Raw genomic sequence first — 15,619 nt, forward strand, 5'->3', positions numbered from 1 at the left:
GTCGCCGAATCACACCCCGAGTGCCAGATAGGCAACCACGACTACCGTCAACGCCACGACCAAGACGGCGACAATAGGTACCGCGGCGCGAGCGCATAGTTGCGGAGGCAGTGGGCGGACCGTGAGAGTGCGGCGCCGGCGGATACCCACGGCGAACACCGTGAGCGCGAGTAACGCTGCCGCACTGCCGATACCGAGTCGGACGGTGCTCCCGTTCGGGTCGGTCACGGTGCGATCCTTGAGAACAATGAACACCCCGGAGGCGACGACGGACAGTGACGTACGCGTCCAGGACAGTGCCGTGCGTTCGGGCTGCATCCCGCGGTCCGGCGACGTGGCTGCCGAGTGGATCATCGGCTGACGCCGGACGCGGCCAATGCCAGGGCTACTGTCACCAAGCCGACCGTAATCAGGGCCACCGCCAAGTAGATCGGAGTGGACGGCCGGGGCAAGGGTTGATCAAGGCGCATCGCGTGGTCGACTTGGCTCCAACGATGCAGGCCAGCAGCCGAAGTCAGCATCGCCACGGTGCCGAGCACACCGCCGAGGATATGCCGCAGCCCCGGGACGGCCAATTCCGGCAGGAACTGCACGACACCGACCGCCGCGGCAAGCAAGCCCAGCGCGGTGCGCTGCCATGCCAGAAATGTCCGCTCGTTCGCCAGTGTGAATCGATAGTCCGGTTCGGCAGCGGTGGCGGTGGATGCTGCACCGTTGGCGTCCAATGTGGTTGACGAGCTTGTAGATTCCACAATCATCTAGTCTTTCGGTGGCCGTGGTTCGGCGCCAGAGCGGCGGTGGTGGCGTAACTCAAGTGTCATGTGCGCCGTTCTCGGCGCCGAAGACTGCCACGCGATGCCATGGCGAACCGCGCCCGGATGCCGAACCGCGGCACCGTGACCTTCGCGGCTCGAAAACGCCAGATGGCGTAACGGTGGCGCAACGTCCAGTGATCGAGCGGTAATAGATTGCCCCGACGCTGGACTGCGTGGACGACGTAAGACAGACCGACCGTCCCGGCCGACGCACCGGGCGAGCCCCCTGGTCGCGTGCGCGGGCGGTCGCCGCCGCGCTCGTCGTGCCCGCAGTGCAGATGCTCAGCGGATGCGGCCTACTCAGCGAGGGCGCCGAGGTGGTCAACGTGGGCTACCAGTCCAAGACCATCAACACCGTCAATGTCGGAACTTTGATGCGCGATCGCGGTGAGTTCGAAAAGGCGCTGGGCCAACTCGGCAAGTCCACCGGCAAGAAGTACCGCGTTGTATGGCAGGACTTCGCCTCCGGTGCACCTCTCACCGCGCAGATGATCGCGACGCATGTGGACATCGGCTCGATGGGCGACTACCCGCTACTTGCCAACGGATCGAAGACCAAAAGGTACAGCGATTCCGAAACCGAACTGATCGCTACCACCGGCTATAGCCTGCGCGGTTCCCTCAACCAGGTCGTGGTGCCCACCGGTTCCGCCGCCCACACACTCGCCGACCTCGTCGGCAAGCGGGTGTCGACCAGCCTTGGATCGGCGGGGGACGGCATGTTCTCAACCGCGTTGCAACACAACGGTATCGACACGCATGCCATCCACATTGTGAACCAGGATCCGTCGATCGGGGCCTCGGCGATCGACGGCGGGCAAGTCGACGCATTGGCGCAGTTCGTGCCGTGGCCGCAGCTGGTGATTTTCCGCAACCAGGGCCGGCTGCTTTACGACGGCGGCGACAACGAGGTGCCGACCTTCCACGGCGTCGTCGTCCGCAGACAGTTCGCCGACGCCAACCACGACGTGATGGCCGCGTTCATGCAGGCGATGAAGACGACCACCGACTACATCGTCGCGAATCCGCTCTCGGCCGCGTTACGGGTGAGCCAGCTCACCGGCATCGAACCCGAGGTTGTCTATCTCTATAACGGACCCAACGGCCTGGTGTCTTTTGACATGACGCTCAAGCAACAACTCGTGCTGGCTGCCGACAACGTCAAGAAATTCCTGGTCGCCCGGGGGTCGGTGAGCAAGGACTTCGACGTCGCGTCGTTCATCAATGACGAATACTTGCGGGAGCTGTTCGGCCCCGACTACGAGCGCCGGCGCGCCGACGTCGCGAACGCCAGCCGGCTGACCGGATACGACGGCGTGTGCCGTCAGCCCGTCGGCGATCCGGCCGAGGCGTCGGAGCTGTGGCCGCAAGGCGCCGCCACCACTACCGTAGCGGCCACGCCGACGTGCCTGCTGCGCCAGGTTGCGGCCACCGCCGCGGTGCGGGCCGCTTACGTGCCCGACGCTATCAGCCACACCAGATTGCTCGCGAATCACGCTGTCTGGCTTGATGATCCGACCGCGCCGGCGATGCAGCGTTACAAACCATTTGCGACCGACGCCGGCGCCGAGTTCTACCGCGCGCGTCACCCGGCGGCCACGCCGCTCACTTATCCGGCAGCTGTAGCGCAGTCTCGGTCGCTGGGATAGCCGACAACAGACCCCGTAGAGGAAGGAACCCCGTGACAACCACACTGAACCCCCATCAACTGGCCGTCAAACCCACACCAGCCTTGCCGGCCTCAGCACCGCGGCTCAGCTCGCGGCGGCGGATCACCTGGCGCATTCCGGCGGGCATACGGCGCCGCGCTGCGGCATTGTTCCTGCCGCTGATTCCGATCACCGCGTTCGTCGCGCTGTGGCAGATGCTCACTGCTCACAACGTTGTCGCTTGGCTGCGATTTAATCGGATGCCCGCCCCGATGCGGGTCGTCGACGCCCTGGCTGCGCGGATCAGCTCCGGGGGTTATTACGACGACTTGCTGGCAAGCCTGCAGCGGATTCTGCTCGGGTTCGGGCTTGCCGCAGCGGCCGGCATCGCCCTGGGAGTCTTGATCGGTCGCTCACCGACAGCAAGGATGACGCTGCGGCCCTTCATTGAGATCGTGCGGCCCATCCCGGCGATAGCCCTGGTCCCGCTGACCATCCTGCTGTTTCCTTCCAGCGAACAGGGCATCGTCTTCATCACCTTCTTCGCCGCTTTCTTTCCCGTCGTGGTCAGCACCATCCATGCCATGGAATCGCTACCGAAGGTGTGGGAAGAGGCCGCCAAAACAATGGGGGCGGGCCGACTGTCACTCTTATGGCACGTGATCCTCCCTGGTGCACTGCCCGGCATCTTCGCCGGCCTGTCCGTCGCGATGGGCGTGGCGTGGATCTGTGTGGTGAGCGCCGAGATGATTTCCGGACAGTTCGGTATCGGCTACTACACCTGGCAGTCCTACGGCCTGCTGGACTACCCGGGGGTGGTCGTCGGCATGATCTCGATCGGCGCGTTGGGCCTGATGACGGCGTGGGCAGTAGAACGTGTGGGCCGGCGAGTTAACCACTGGTTACCAAGGGCCGGCCAGTGAGCACCGGTGCGGTTCGGCTGGCCGGCTTGAAGCTGGGATTCAACGGAGTCGTCGCCGCCAACGTCACCCTGGACATCGATCCAGGCGAGGTCGTCGTCTTCCTCGGTCCGTCGGGATGCGGAAAGTCGACAATCCTGCGAGCGCTGGCCGGACTCCTGACTCCGCTGAGCGGGCACGCCGCCGTCGACGGCGCACCTGTCGCGGGCGATGCAGCCCAGTGCGCCATGGTCTTTCAGGAAGACGCACTGTTCCCGTGGCGCACCGCGCTGAAGAACGTCATGTACCCGATTCGGCTGCGCGGGCTCCGGGGCAAGGCGGCGAAAGCCGCGGCGCAAGGCCGTCTCGATCAGGTAGGCCTCGGATCCTACGGGGACCATCTGCCGAGCCATCTGTCCGGCGGCATGCGCCAGCGAGTTCAACTCGCCCGCACCCTGGCGTGCGAGCCAAAGGTGATGCTGATGGACGAACCATTCGGTGCTCTGGATGCTCAGACTCGACTGGAAATGCAACGACTACTGATGACGGTGTGGGAGCAACAGAAGATGACCATCCTGTTCGTCACTCACGACGTCGACGAGGCACTGTTGCTCGCTGATCGCATCGTATTGCTGAGCCACCGGCCCGCTACGGTCGCAGGCATCATCACGATCGACGAACCACGTTCTCCGGCAGCGCAATTCACCGAAGGCTACCAACGGCGGCGTTACGACATCCTGCAATTTCTGGGGCACGACCCGGATGACCGACAAGACGCGCCGCGCCCCGCGTGCCACTCCGCCGTAGGCGGTGAAGGACAGTGACGACAGAAAGCGACCTGAGAACACCGCGAGATCTCAGCGCCAACGCGCACCGCGGCCGCTACCACGTGCCCTACGTATCGGTGCGCGAACATATCCCGTACTCTGCCGCCGAGAGCCTCCGGCCAGCGAGCCACCAATTCCCGACGGCCTCTGGGCATTACGCCGACATCGCACAAGCACGTCTATTCGCCGACCTGTTGCGGGCAGAGCATGCCGAGCTGGGAGCCGCCGCGGGACTCGGCGCACGTGGGCGCGCTGCCCCGTGTCCTCCCGACCAGATGGTGTTGTTGCAAGCAAGGATGCGAGAAGTCCGCCAACTTCTCGAGGCCCTGGAACAGCGGTTTCCGTGGTCATGAGTCTGAAGACCCCGGGCACCCGCGCGGCTGCGACGGGTCCCGACAACTCCGTGCTGGGCGCGCTGCGCAGCCCCGCACGGTTGCGCACCGAAGCACTCGCCGGATTGGTGGTGGCGCTCGCCTTGATTCCTGAGGCGATCGCCTTTTCGGTGATCGCGGGGGTCGACCCGCGGGTCGGCCTGTTCTCTTCGGTCACCATGGCAATCACCATCGCGGTGGCCGGTGGCCGACCGGCTTTGATCTCCGCGGCCACCGCGGCCGTGGCCCTCGTCGTCGCCCCGATCAGCCACGAGCACGGAGTCAGCTATTTGATCGCGACGATCATGCTGGCCGGCGTCATCCAGGTGCTCCTCGGCCTGGCCGGGGTCGCGAGACTCATGCGGTTCATCCCGCGCAGCGTGATGATCGGCTTCGTCAACGCGCTGGCGATCCTGGTGTTCGTGTCGCAGCTGCCGCACTTGCTGGGGGTCCCGTGGCTGGTGTACCCGCTCGCCGCCGCGGGCATCGCGATCATGGTCGTAGTGCCCAGGCTCACCACATCCCTGCCAGCGCCGTTGGTGGTCGTGCTGGTGCTGACGGCGACGGTGGTTGCGTTCGGCTGGCACGTTCCCGACGTGGGATCTCAAGGGGCACTGCCGCGTTCGCTGCCGTTGCCTTCGATTCCGCACGTGCCGTTGACGTGGACGTCCCTGCAGATCATCACTCCCTACGCCATCGGCGTGGCCTTCGTCGGTCTGCTGGAATCTTTGATGACCGCCAAGCTCGTCGACGACATCACCGAAACCGCGTCCAACAAGACCCGCGAATCTTGGGGCCAGGGAGTGGCCAACATCCTCACCGGCATGTTCGGCGGCATGGGCGGCTGCGCCGTCGTCGGCCAAACCATGATGAACGTCAAGGTCGCCGGCGGTCGGACGCGGTTGTCGACCTTCTTCACTGGGGGGTTTCTGCTGCTACTGATCATGTCCCTCGGTGACCTGGTTGGGCGGATACCCATGGCGGCGCTGGCCGCCGTCATGATCGTGGTCTCGGCGGCCACCTTCGACTGGCACAGTGTGGCGCCACGCACGCTGAAAGTGCTGCCGCGCAGCGAGACCGTAGTCATGATCCTCACCGTCGTCGCGACCGTGGCTACCGGAAATCTGGCAGTCGGGGTGACGCTGGGCGTGCTCGCCGCCACGGTGGCATTCGCCCGCCGCGTCGCCCATCTGACCATTGTGGAATCCGATCACCTACCCACGACCGACGACTCCGAGACCCGCGTGTACCGGGTACGAGGCGAGCTTTTCTTCGCCTCCAGCAACGACCTCGTGCATCAATTCGACTATGTGAATGATCCCAAGGACGTCCTCATCGACATGTCCGACACCGACATCTGGGACGCCTCCGCGGTGGCCACTCTCGACGCCATTCGCAACAGATACCAGGTCCGTGGCAAGACCGTACGGATCAGCGGTCTGGACGGCGCCAGTCTCGAGCGCCTCAACCGGTTATCCGGCCGACTCGGCGTCTGACCGCGATCGCCGTCCCGTTTATGGTGCGTCGTAAGACATTCCGGGCATGGCATGTCCAGGCAGGCCTGTAGCCGGGTCCGGCTTACAGGGTCACGACGAGTTTGGCGGCCGACACACCGGCCATGAGGCGTTGGAACGCGTCGGGAATGCGCGCCAGTCCCTCGCCCACGATGGTCGCGGGGGGAGCAGCCCGGTAGCTGCCGTTAGCGAGTGCTGCGGGTAGGAATTCGACGTAGATTCCGGGCCCAACTTCGTTGTCCTTCAACGAGCCACCCCAGATGCCGCTCACCGACACGTCACCGTGCTGGGTGGTCGGGCTCGGCATGACGCTCGCGACGCGCTTGCTACCGCTGGTTCGGCTCGCGATCGCGATCCCTGCCTCGACCGATTGGTGCCCGATGGCCAGCGTGCCGGCCAGCTCGCGGTCACCGATCCATTCGACGATCTCGTCGACGGCGCCCGGACTGTCGTAGTCGAACGCGGCCGATGCGCCGAGGGATCGCACGTAGTCGAAGTTGCGCGGCGAGGCGGTGGCGATCACTTCGTAGCCCCCGGCGCGGGCGGGCTGAATTGCGTTGCTGCCCACACTTGTTGACCCGCCCCACACGAGCACGGCTTCGCCCTTGTCGAACGGCTCGACACTCGGCATCGTCAGCCCGAGGTGGTCCTGTTGAAATAGACCGGTCGCCGCGGTCGAGAGCCCCATCGGCAGCACGGCGGCCTGCCGGAACGACAGGTCGTCTGGAATGGGCGAGACCATGTGCGGCTTCAGCACGACGTAGTGCTGAAAAGCGCCTTCCGCCGGGCGATTCTGCGATTGTTCGATACCCATCGCGCCTCCGACGACCCGGTCTGCGGGAGCAAACCGGGAAATACCTTGCCCGACCTCGACGACTTCGCCCGCGACGTCGGATCCGACGACGGCCGGGTAGGTCAGCCACGGCAGGATCTGCTGCAGCAGCGGGCCGGTGATGACGTCGATAGGGTTTACCGCGACGGCGCGCACGCGGACCACGATTTCGCCGGGGCCCGGTGAGGTGTATTCGGCGGGGCCGACCTCGCAGGGACCGTCGGGTGTGCGCAGCCATAACGCCGTATTGTGTTGATTCACAGTCGAATTCCTTTTCCTCAAGGGGCGTGCCCACCGCGCGACCAACCAGAGCCGAAAGTAGTCGTTGACAACTACGTAGTCAATGACTACTTTTGGTGAGGTGGCCGAGCAGAAGCCGTTCCACCACGGCAACTTGCGTGCCGTCCTGCTCGACCAAGCGCAGGCGGTGCTGCGGGAGGGCGGCCTGGACGCGCTGTCCCTGCGGGAGCTGGCGCGTGAGGCCGGCGTCAGCCATGCCGCCCCGCGCAAGCACTTCGCCGATCGTGATGCGTTGCTCGACGCACTTGCCGAACGCGGCTTCGATCAGCTGGCCGAGCGAATCGGTGATGCGGCCGCACGAGAACCCGCCGACTTCCGACGCGCCCTGCATGCCGTGGCATCGGCGTATCTCGAATTCGCGGTAGCCGAGCCCGCGCTCTTGGACTTGATGTTCGCGGCCAAGGTGAACAACCCGTCTGATGCGGTCCGCAACGCATTCGTGAATCACATGGCGGCACTGTTGCGCATCATTTCCCGCGGTGTCGACGCCGGTGTGTATGCAGCGAGCGACGTGGAACGCCTGACGCTGGTGCTGTCGGCGAGTGTGCAGGGCATTGGCGGCCTGGTCACCTCGGGCCGGATCACGGAATCGCAGAGCGAGGCCCTTGTCGGCGATGCGATTGCGCTGTTTCTCGCGGGCGCATCGACCGACGGCTGGAGGACGTTCGCCGACGACCATCCCTGGCAGTTCTGGACGGACCGGGAAACACGATGACGGACAAGCTGATTCGCGAGGTACCGGCGGTTGAACGCTCGGCAGGTATGCGACTAGTCGATCGCGCGATGAACCGCATGCTCGGCCTGCCCCCGGCGACGACCGACTACTCGGTGCGCAAAAGTGTCCCCGTGCCGATGCGCGACGGCGTCGTCCTTCGCGCCGATCACTACCTGCCGCGCACCGCGACACCGGCCGGCACGCTACTGCTGCGCAGCCCCTATGGCCGCGGCGCGCCGGTGTCGTGGATATACGCCCAGCTATATGCCCAACGTGGCTATCACGTCGTATTGCAAAGTGTGCGCGGTACATTCGGTTCCGACGGCGAATTCGCACCGGCCACACACGAAGTCGAAGACGGGGCCGACACCGTGGCCTGGCTGCGCGACCAGCCCTGGTTCACCGGCACTTTCGCCACCCTTGGCCAGTCGTATCTCGGCTTCACCCAGTGGGCGCTGCTCGTCGACCCACCTCCCGAACTCGTCACCGCGGTCATCATCGTCGGGCCCCACGAGTCCAAGTCGCTTATCGCACGAAACGGCGGACTCGCCTTGAACAATGTGTTGTGGTGGTGTGCTCAGGTCGCCAATCAAGAGATCGGCGGCCCCGCGCGAAGAACGCTGCGGCAGTTCACTTCCGAGCGTGGCGTGCGGGCGGCGGCGAACCGGTTGCCGCTGGGCCGCAGCGGGCGGGACCTGCTGCGGCAAGGAGCATCGTGGTACGAAGACGCGCTGGAGCACAGCGGTGTCAACGACGAGTACTGGCGGCGCGCGGACGTCGAGGCGGCTCCGGACCGCACGAGAATTCCGGTGCTGCTGATCGGCGGGTGGCAGGACCTCTTCCTCGGTCAGACGCTCGAGCAGTACCGGCGGCTGAAGGCCAACGGATCAAATCCGGCGCTGCACATCGGTGCGTGGACACACCTCGAGATGTTGGGTAGGTCGGCCGGACTGATCACCCGCGAGACATTGCCCTGGCTGGCAAGGCATCTCGCCGGCACGAGTGCGGCGGCTCGGAGTCCGGTGCGTATCTTCGTCACGGGCGGCCCTGGCTGGCGCGACCTACCCGACTGGCCACCGGCCAGCCGAACCCGAACGCTCTATCTCAATTCGGGTGCCGCGCTGTCGGAGGCTGCGGCCACCGACGAGTCGGCGTCGCGATTCACCTACCACCCCGCCGATCCCACTCCCACGATCGGCGGGCCGTTGCTGTCCGCTTCCAACGTCGGGTATCGGGACGACACCGCGTTGAGCCTGCGAGACGATGTGATCACCTTCACGACAGCGCCGTTGACACATGACTGGGAGGTCATCGGAACGCCATCGGTGCAACTGCAGCATTGCACCGACAATCCTCATGCCGATGTCTTCGTCCGGCTCAGCGAGGTCGATTCGCGCGGTCGCTCGCGCAATGTTTCCGAGGGTTTCCTACGGCGCGTCGACCAAGACCCAACCGTGCGAATCCCGTTGGATGCCATCGCCCACCGCTTCCGAGCCGGGACACGGATCAGGCTGATGATTGCCGGCGGCTCGCACCCGCACTACGCCCGCAACCTCGGCACGGGTGAACCGCCACTGACCGCCTTCGCGATGAAGCCGTCACGCCACACCGTCGCGCACGCGTCCTCGTGTCTGGAGCTGCCCGTCGTGGCGTCCAACCGGCGTTAGCGCCTTGAGTCGCTGGCTGCCGACGAGCGGGCAGAGGCGTTGTCCGGTAGAAAGTGCGTAAACGAAAGCCCTGCCAAGCAGCGCGCGGGATTCGGCTCGCTTTGAGGAGAGGCTTGATCGTATGCCTGCATGGAGACGCCGCGGAGTGACAGACGACAGCAGCACGACCGACGTTCGCCGCAGCGTTGGCGCGGAAATGGAAGTCGAGGTGACCGAGCCCACGGTGCTGGACTTCCAGATCACGGTGAGTCGTCAACCAGGCCTCGAGGTGAGCGAATCGCTGACCATCAAGCACAACGGCAAGACCGTTGAGCCGCGCGAGATCATCGGTGCGCATCAAACCCGAATCCATGTCCTGCCCGCCGACAAGGGAACAGTCACCGCGTCGTACGAGGCGACGGTCGTCGGTCACGCGGACCTCGAACCCGTCACCGACATCGACGCCATCACCTATCTGCGCCCGAGCAGATACGCCGAAGCCGACAAGTTCTTCGGTTTCGCCGCAACCGAATTCCAGCAGTACGGCACCTCGGTGACTCTGCTCGAGAAGGTCTCGTCGTGGGTTGGCACCCGGCTGAATTATGTTCCCGGGTCTAGTGATCCGATCGACGGGGCCGCCGACACCTTGCTCGCGGGTGCCGGCGTGTGCCGCGACTATGCCCATCTGGTGATTGCGCTGCTGCGCGCGGTCAATGTCCCGGCCCGACTGGTCGCGGTGTACGCACCGGGCTGCCAGCCGATGGATTTTCATGCCGTGGCCGAGGCGTTGATCGACGGGGTCTGGCAGGTCGTCGACGCCACCTGCCTGGCACCGCGCCAGTCCATGGTCCGTATTGCCACGGGCCGCGATGCCGCCGACACCGCGTTCCTGGACAACCATGGCGGTGCCATCAACCTGCAAAATATGACCGTCACCGCGGTCGTCGACGGTGAATTGCCGAAGGACTCCGTCGAGCAGCTCGTCAGCCTGGGGTAGGAGTAGTGAAGCGATCGCCGGCCCCTTCGCCCGTCGCGGCTGAAGCCGCCCCGGTGGTCATTGCCGGGTCGGGGCATCGCGTCGACTGACACTAGGGTTGATCCATGCCGGATGCCGCCACGCCCGTCCTGGTCAGATCCGATCGAATCCTGTTGATCCTGTCGGTGGCGTTGGTGCTGTGCGCCGGGTTCGCCCACTTCGGCGGCTGGAACTCGGTGTTGACCTTCCTCATCGCCGCCGCGGCGGTGGGTGTGCTCGCGGCGCTCGTCGGCCACAGCGTGGATCAGCTCGGCGACCGCTTTGGAGCCGGCGCCACCGGGGTGCTGCAATCGGCGCTCGGCAATCTTCCGGAGCTGTTCATCTGCCTGTTCAGTCTGCGGCACGGACTGGTCGACGTGGTCCGCGCGGCTTTGGTCGGATCCATCTTGGCCAACCTGCTGCTGGTGTTGGGTCTCGCGTTCGTGGCCGGCGGACTACGTCATGGCACCCAGCAACTCGGGTCCAACCGGGCCCGCACCGTGACGGTGCTGATGTTGCTGTCGGTGACGGCCTTGTCGATCCCGTCGGTGGCTTACTGGATCCACACCCCGGCCTCCCACCACGAAGACGCGCTGTCGATCGTCGTTTCGGTGCTGCTGCTGGGGCTGTTCGTCCTATCCTTGCCGGCCTCGCTACGCCGGCACGACGACGAGGCCCAGCCCGCCGGAATCCACGAGCACCCGCGCTGGCCCGTCTGGCTCGCGATCGGCATGCTCGCCGGCGCCGGGGTCTTGGCGGCTTTCGTGTCGGAGTGGTTCGTCGACGCGCTGCAACCGGCCATGCACGCCCTCAACATCTCCGAGGTGTTCGCAGGCCTGGTCGTGGTGGCGATCGCCGGCAACGCGGTGGAGAATTTCGTCGGCATCCAGCTTGCCGCCAAAGGGCAATCAGCCTACGCGTTCTCGGTCGTTCTCAATTCGCCACTGCAGATTTCGCTGGTGCTGGGGCCGGCGTTGGTGCTCATCTCGCAGGCCACCGGCATGGCCGGGCTGACCTTGGTCTTCAGCCCGATGTTGGTGGTGGCGTTGCTGCTCGCGGTCATCCTCACCGCGTTCATCTCGTTCGACGGCGAATCGACGTGGCTCGAAGGCGCCACCCTGGTCGTCCTTTACGGGATCATCGCCGCAGCTTTCTGGTGGGGTTGACCCGTATCTGCTCGGCCGGCCGCTCATAGCGGCGAATCGCTGGCGCACGTAACGTCTCTGACATGAGCGTCTATGCCTTGAACCTCTTCGACATCGCCGACGCCGACGAGTACCGCGCCTACTCACGACGGTCACCTGCCGAGGTGGCCAAGCACGGCGGTCGGGTCGTTGCGCTCGGAAAATTTCAGGAGGCGGTTCTCGGCGACATCGAACCGCGTCAGGTGCTGATCCTCGTGGAGTGGGAATCGCGGGAAGCCTTCGACAACTACTGCAGCGACCCGGAACTCGCCGATCTGCATCCGCATCGCGAGGACGGATCATCGAAATACATCTGGCACCTGTTCGACCGTCTCGACGACCTCAGGCCGCTCCTAAATCGATGATCCTTTTCTGCACAGTCACATCCAGCCCATAGCGCCTTGCGACATTGCTCGCGTTGTCCTCCTGCACGAGCGTCACATGCACGGTGCCCGCGCCGGTGGCTTCATATCTGCTGGTATGGACGCCGGGGGCGGTGGGCGCTTTGTTGTCCCACTGATACCGGGACCCGAGATATTTGAGGATCGCGGTATCGGGCGAGCCTTCTTCGTGCCATTGGCAGTGCGACGTCGGGTAGTCGTCGGTCAAGACGATGTCGAAGATATCGCCCTTGTGAATCGTGACATGTCCGCCGTTGTCGGAATCATGCGCCGCCGCGTCCGGGCTGGAGCAGCCGGCAACCAGCACTAGGCAGGCCAACGGCATTGCCAGCTTCCCAAGCATGTTGACCACGCTAACTGCCCGGCGACTCAAATCTTGAGATAGCCCTTGTCGGCGGGGATCTGTGCGGCGGTGACCAACGAGGACGCGTCGCTGGCCAGCCAGACGACGATGTCGGAGATCAGGTCGGGGGCAGCCAGCGACTCGGTAGGCAGTGCGCCCGGCGAGAAGCTGTGGATGTAGTGCGGGTGGTCTTGAAAGACCTGGTACATCGACAGGTCGTTGCCCATCGGGGTGTCGGTGCCATAAGGGTGCACCGAGTTGACGCGGATGCCGAACTCACCGAGTTCGATCGCCAGCGAGTTGGTGAGGCCGACAACACCGAACTTGGTTGCGCAGTAATGCCCGCAGCCCGGCACTGCCTTGATTCCCGCGGCGGAGCTGATGTTGATGATCGATCCACCATTACCGGCGTCGATCATGGCCGGTACCACGGACTTCATCGTGTTCCACAGCCCGGTGAGGTTGGTATCGAGCGTCTCCTGCCACTGTTGAGCCGAAATCTCCCACACCCGGCCCCAATTCAGCACCCCGGCATTGGCTACGACGATGTCGAGCCGTGCGAATTGTTCGATCGCATTCGACACGACGCGCTGCTGGCCGGCCAGGTCGCGGACGTCGACCTCCTCGGCAAGGATCTTGCGGCCCTCACCCTCGACCAGATTGACCGTCTCGGCGAGGTCTTCGGGTGTCGCATGGGGATAGCCGTTGTGCTCGGCGACCGGCGCGCACGCGTCGATCGCGACGATGTCGGCTCCGGCGCGGGCCAACCGGACGCAGTGTGAGCGGCCCTGGCCGCGGGCCGCTCCGGTCACGAAGGCGACCTTCCCGGCTAGCGGCGTGGCGGTTTCGGTCATGCCGATAGCTCCTCTGCTGGCGGTGCCGGCTGCGGCTGGATGGCGGGTTGAGTGCGAAACTCGTAGTCCGTCAACGGCGATCGCCGGCTGAACCGCCGCGACGCGGTGATGGTCTGCGGGCGGTGGTAGACGGTGTCGCGCTGAGAGTTCACAAAATAGGTGGACAGGCCGGGATTGCAGGCCGTCAGGTAGAGGTGAACGGCCTTGCCCTGCCGCTGCATCTGATCGTTCCAGCGGTCGAACGCGGATTGGCTTACCGCGACGGAAGCCGCGCCGCGCCGCCGCACCTCGTCGATCATGCGCACGGCGTGGGCCGCCATCGTCTCGACGAAGTCGGGCCACGCGAATCCGACGAAGCCGAGCGGTCCAACGATCTCCCACCGGTTGGGCAGCCGCGGGTGCGCCGTCCCGGAATAGCTGCGCAACCCCTCGGCGCGGTAAAACTGCGCAAGGTCAAAGCCGTTGTCGCCCAGAACTGTTCCGGGACGGTAGGTCTCAGGGTCGGTCCATAGCTCGTAGCCGGTAGCCAGCACGATCAGATCGACGGGGCGATCCGTGCCGTCGGTGGTCCGGATCCCGGTACGGGTGAAGCGCTCGATCGGGGTGGTGACCAGCTGCGTGCCCTCATGGTTGAACACGGGCAGGAAGCTGCTGGAGATAACCGGACGCTTGGCGAGCAGGCCGTAGCGGGGAACCAGCGCGCGGCGCGTCTGCGGATCCTCGACCACTGCGCGCAGCAGCAATCGGTACAGCAGCCGGCACCAGGCGTCGTAGACCGGCATCAGGCGCGTGAGTACCCGGCCGGGCAGCAGCGGCAGCAGATGCATCAGCGGCGCGAGCATGAAAGCGTCCATGCTTGCCCGCCCCAGGGCATTGACGGCACCGACCGCTCCGGGCAGCCGCAACAGCCGGCGCATCCATGGCGCGATGTCGAAGTCGACCTTGGGCAGCACCCACGCGGGAGTGCGCTGATAGACAACAAGGCTGGCGGCCCGGTCCGACAAAGCCCCGGCAATCTGGACTCCGCTGGAACCGGTGCCGATGACGGCGATGTGTTTACCCGCGGTGTCATAGTCGTCGTCCCAGGCATTGGGCCGCAGGATGGTTCCGGCGAAGTCGTCGATGCCGTCGATGGCCGTGACGTCCTTGGCGTTGACGTAGCCGCCCACCGAGTTGATCACGAAGCGCGCCGACACCGGCGGCCGATCCTTGATCGAAAGGTGCCACCGACTGCCTGCGGCGTCCCATTTTTGTTGGACGACTTCGGCATTGGCTTGCAGGTGCTTGTAGAGCTTGAACCGCGCCGCGGTGTCGCGCAGATACTGGTAGATCTCCGGTCCCGGCGCGAAGAACCGCGTCCAGTTGGGGTTGGGCGCGAAGGACAGCTGGTACCAGAGCACGGGGATGTCGACGGCCAGACCGGGGTAGTGGTTGTCCCGCCAGGTGCCGCCGAAGTCGGGCCCGCGCTCCAAGATGACGAAGTCATTGATGCCCTTGTCACGCAACAACTTTGCTGCCGCGATCCCGCCCGGCCCGGCACCGATGATCGCCACTTCATAGTCGGGTTCAGCCACGGCCGGCCCCGGTCAGCCCGGCGACGATGTGATCGCAGACGTACCGGCGCACGGCACGGGGATTGTCGAGGTTGACCGCGATCGGCGGGATCAGCTCGAAACTGAACAGCATTCGCACGATCCATTCGCTGGCGCGCGCCGCGTCGACCGTGGGACCGACTTCTCCGTTGCGCTGAGCGGCTTGGACCAAGGGCTTCCACAATTCGATCGCGCGCCGCATCAACTCGTCGCCGCCGTGATCCAACAGCAGGACCAGGATGCCGCGATCCAGGCCGCGCGGTATCGATTGCGAGCGTTGACGGTGCGCACAAATCAGCACCGCGACCGCGGCCGCCTGCTCGGCCAGGGTGGCTTCCTCGGCGATCTCGACGGCCATGGTGTCGATGAACCCGGCGGCCAACTGATTCAGCGCGGTGGCAATCGCGTTGTCGCGGGTGCCCAACAGATTGTGGACGGTGCCACGCGATACGCCGGCGGCTTCGGCCACCGCCGTCAGGCTGAAGCGCCGGGGCCCTAGCTGGCGCAGCGTGTCGGAGGCGGCGGTCAATAACGCGTTCGGCACCGGCCTGGTGTCTCGCGCGGCATCGACGGGCACTTGAACACATTAGCGATATATGTTCAATGCGGTCAATGGCGCAGTGGATCGGACGAGCGCCGAAAATCGATGGTTTGACCAGGTA

General features: G+C 65.2%; 17 protein-coding genes. 10 read left to right on the forward strand and 7 right to left on the reverse strand.

Annotated features, from left to right (window positions below; genetic code table 11):
* Positions 1 to 9: 9 nt before the first annotated feature.
* A complete protein-coding gene (locus tag AC5Y5O_RS05680; protein ID WP_096283359.1) occupies positions 10 to 354 on the reverse strand; it encodes a DUF202 domain-containing protein in 345 nt (114 codons plus the stop codon).
* Positions 351 to 752: a YidH family protein gene (locus AC5Y5O_RS05685; protein ID WP_423790839.1), complete on the reverse strand. Its 402-nt coding sequence runs from the start codon at positions 750 to 752 to the stop codon at positions 351 to 353. Before AC5Y5O_RS05685 ends, AC5Y5O_RS05680 begins: the two co-directional genes overlap by 4 nt.
* Before the next feature lie 236 nt (positions 753 to 988).
* On the opposite strand from AC5Y5O_RS05685, the gene AC5Y5O_RS05690 reads away from it, so the two are divergent.
* The 5 genes from AC5Y5O_RS05690 to AC5Y5O_RS05710 are packed head-to-tail and all read left to right on the forward strand — an operon-like array spanning position 989 to position 6,057.
* Positions 989 to 2,464 (forward strand): ABC transporter substrate-binding protein, encoded by a 1,476-nt coding sequence (locus AC5Y5O_RS05690; protein ID WP_341477044.1) that lies wholly within the window; start codon positions 989 to 991, stop codon positions 2,462 to 2,464.
* Between the two features lie 32 nt (positions 2,465 to 2,496).
* Complete coding sequence (locus AC5Y5O_RS05695) at positions 2,497 to 3,387, forward strand: ABC transporter permease (protein ID WP_096283363.1); 891 nt, start codon at positions 2,497 to 2,499, stop codon at positions 3,385 to 3,387.
* Complete coding sequence (locus AC5Y5O_RS05700; RefSeq protein WP_500024158.1) at positions 3,384 to 4,187, forward strand: ABC transporter ATP-binding protein; 804 nt, start codon at positions 3,384 to 3,386, stop codon at positions 4,185 to 4,187. Before AC5Y5O_RS05695 ends, AC5Y5O_RS05700 begins: the two co-directional genes overlap by 4 nt.
* A complete protein-coding gene (locus AC5Y5O_RS05705) occupies positions 4,184 to 4,543 on the forward strand; it encodes a hypothetical protein (RefSeq protein WP_133160805.1) in 360 nt (119 codons plus the stop codon). The genes AC5Y5O_RS05700 and AC5Y5O_RS05705 overlap by 4 nt, the downstream gene beginning before the upstream one ends.
* Positions 4,540 to 6,057 carry a SulP family inorganic anion transporter gene (locus AC5Y5O_RS05710; protein WP_096283367.1) on the forward strand — a complete coding sequence of 506 codons (1,518 nt, stop codon included), beginning with the start codon at positions 4,540 to 4,542 and terminating at the stop codon, positions 6,055 to 6,057. The genes AC5Y5O_RS05705 and AC5Y5O_RS05710 overlap by 4 nt, the downstream gene beginning before the upstream one ends.
* An 82-nt stretch (positions 6,058 to 6,139) precedes the next feature.
* Here AC5Y5O_RS05710 and AC5Y5O_RS05715 read toward each other — a convergent pair whose 3' ends face one another.
* Positions 6,140 to 7,168: a zinc-binding alcohol dehydrogenase family protein gene (locus tag AC5Y5O_RS05715; protein ID WP_500024161.1), complete on the reverse strand. Its 1,029-nt coding sequence runs from the start codon at positions 7,166 to 7,168 to the stop codon at positions 6,140 to 6,142.
* An 82-nt stretch (positions 7,169 to 7,250) separates the two neighbouring features.
* Between AC5Y5O_RS05715 and AC5Y5O_RS05720 the strand changes: the two genes are divergently transcribed.
* From AC5Y5O_RS05720 to AC5Y5O_RS05740, 5 genes are all read left to right on the forward strand, one after another.
* Entirely contained in the window at positions 7,251 to 7,922 is a 672-nt protein-coding gene (locus tag AC5Y5O_RS05720) for a TetR/AcrR family transcriptional regulator (protein WP_500024163.1), read from the forward strand.
* A 47-nt stretch (positions 7,923 to 7,969) separates the two neighbouring features.
* Positions 7,970 to 9,589, forward strand: coding sequence for a CocE/NonD family hydrolase (locus AC5Y5O_RS05725; protein WP_500024428.1), 1,620 nt, complete (start codon positions 7,970 to 7,972; stop codon positions 9,587 to 9,589).
* A 121-nt stretch (positions 9,590 to 9,710) separates the two neighbouring features.
* The gene (locus AC5Y5O_RS05730) at positions 9,711 to 10,565 is read left to right on the forward strand and encodes a transglutaminase-like domain-containing protein (protein WP_096283373.1); all 855 of its coding nucleotides are present in this window, start codon (positions 9,711 to 9,713) and stop codon (positions 10,563 to 10,565) included.
* Between the two features lie 104 nt (positions 10,566 to 10,669).
* Positions 10,670 to 11,749, forward strand: coding sequence for a calcium/proton exchanger (gene cax / locus AC5Y5O_RS05735; RefSeq protein ID WP_500024165.1), 1,080 nt, complete (start codon positions 10,670 to 10,672; stop codon positions 11,747 to 11,749).
* A gap of 62 nt (positions 11,750 to 11,811) precedes the next feature.
* Positions 11,812 to 12,132, forward strand: coding sequence for a DUF1330 domain-containing protein (locus tag AC5Y5O_RS05740; RefSeq protein ID WP_342930717.1), 321 nt, complete (start codon positions 11,812 to 11,814; stop codon positions 12,130 to 12,132).
* On the opposite strand, the gene AC5Y5O_RS05745 is transcribed toward AC5Y5O_RS05740, so the two are convergent.
* Genes AC5Y5O_RS05745 through AC5Y5O_RS05760 form a run of 4 tightly spaced genes read right to left on the reverse strand, consistent with a single transcriptional unit; the run spans position 12,110 to position 15,534 of the window.
* Entirely contained in the window at positions 12,110 to 12,511 is a 402-nt protein-coding gene (locus AC5Y5O_RS05745; protein WP_500024167.1) for a protease inhibitor I42 family protein, read from the reverse strand. The two genes, AC5Y5O_RS05740 and AC5Y5O_RS05745, sit on opposite strands and share 23 nt — an antisense overlap.
* Before the next feature lie 26 nt (positions 12,512 to 12,537).
* Positions 12,538 to 13,365, reverse strand: coding sequence for a mycofactocin-coupled SDR family oxidoreductase (locus tag AC5Y5O_RS05750; RefSeq protein ID WP_096283381.1), 828 nt, complete (start codon positions 13,363 to 13,365; stop codon positions 12,538 to 12,540).
* Positions 13,362 to 14,939 (reverse strand): flavin-containing monooxygenase, encoded by a 1,578-nt coding sequence (locus tag AC5Y5O_RS05755; RefSeq protein WP_096283383.1) that lies wholly within the window; start codon positions 14,937 to 14,939, stop codon positions 13,362 to 13,364. The genes AC5Y5O_RS05750 and AC5Y5O_RS05755 overlap by 4 nt, the downstream gene beginning before the upstream one ends.
* The gene (locus tag AC5Y5O_RS05760; protein WP_500024170.1) at positions 14,932 to 15,534 is read right to left on the reverse strand and encodes a TetR/AcrR family transcriptional regulator; all 603 of its coding nucleotides are present in this window, start codon (positions 15,532 to 15,534) and stop codon (positions 14,932 to 14,934) included. Before AC5Y5O_RS05760 ends, AC5Y5O_RS05755 begins: the two co-directional genes overlap by 8 nt.
* Positions 15,535 to 15,619 lie beyond the last annotated feature (85 nt).

This window comes from Mycobacterium sp. NGS40 (assembly GCF_059812735.1).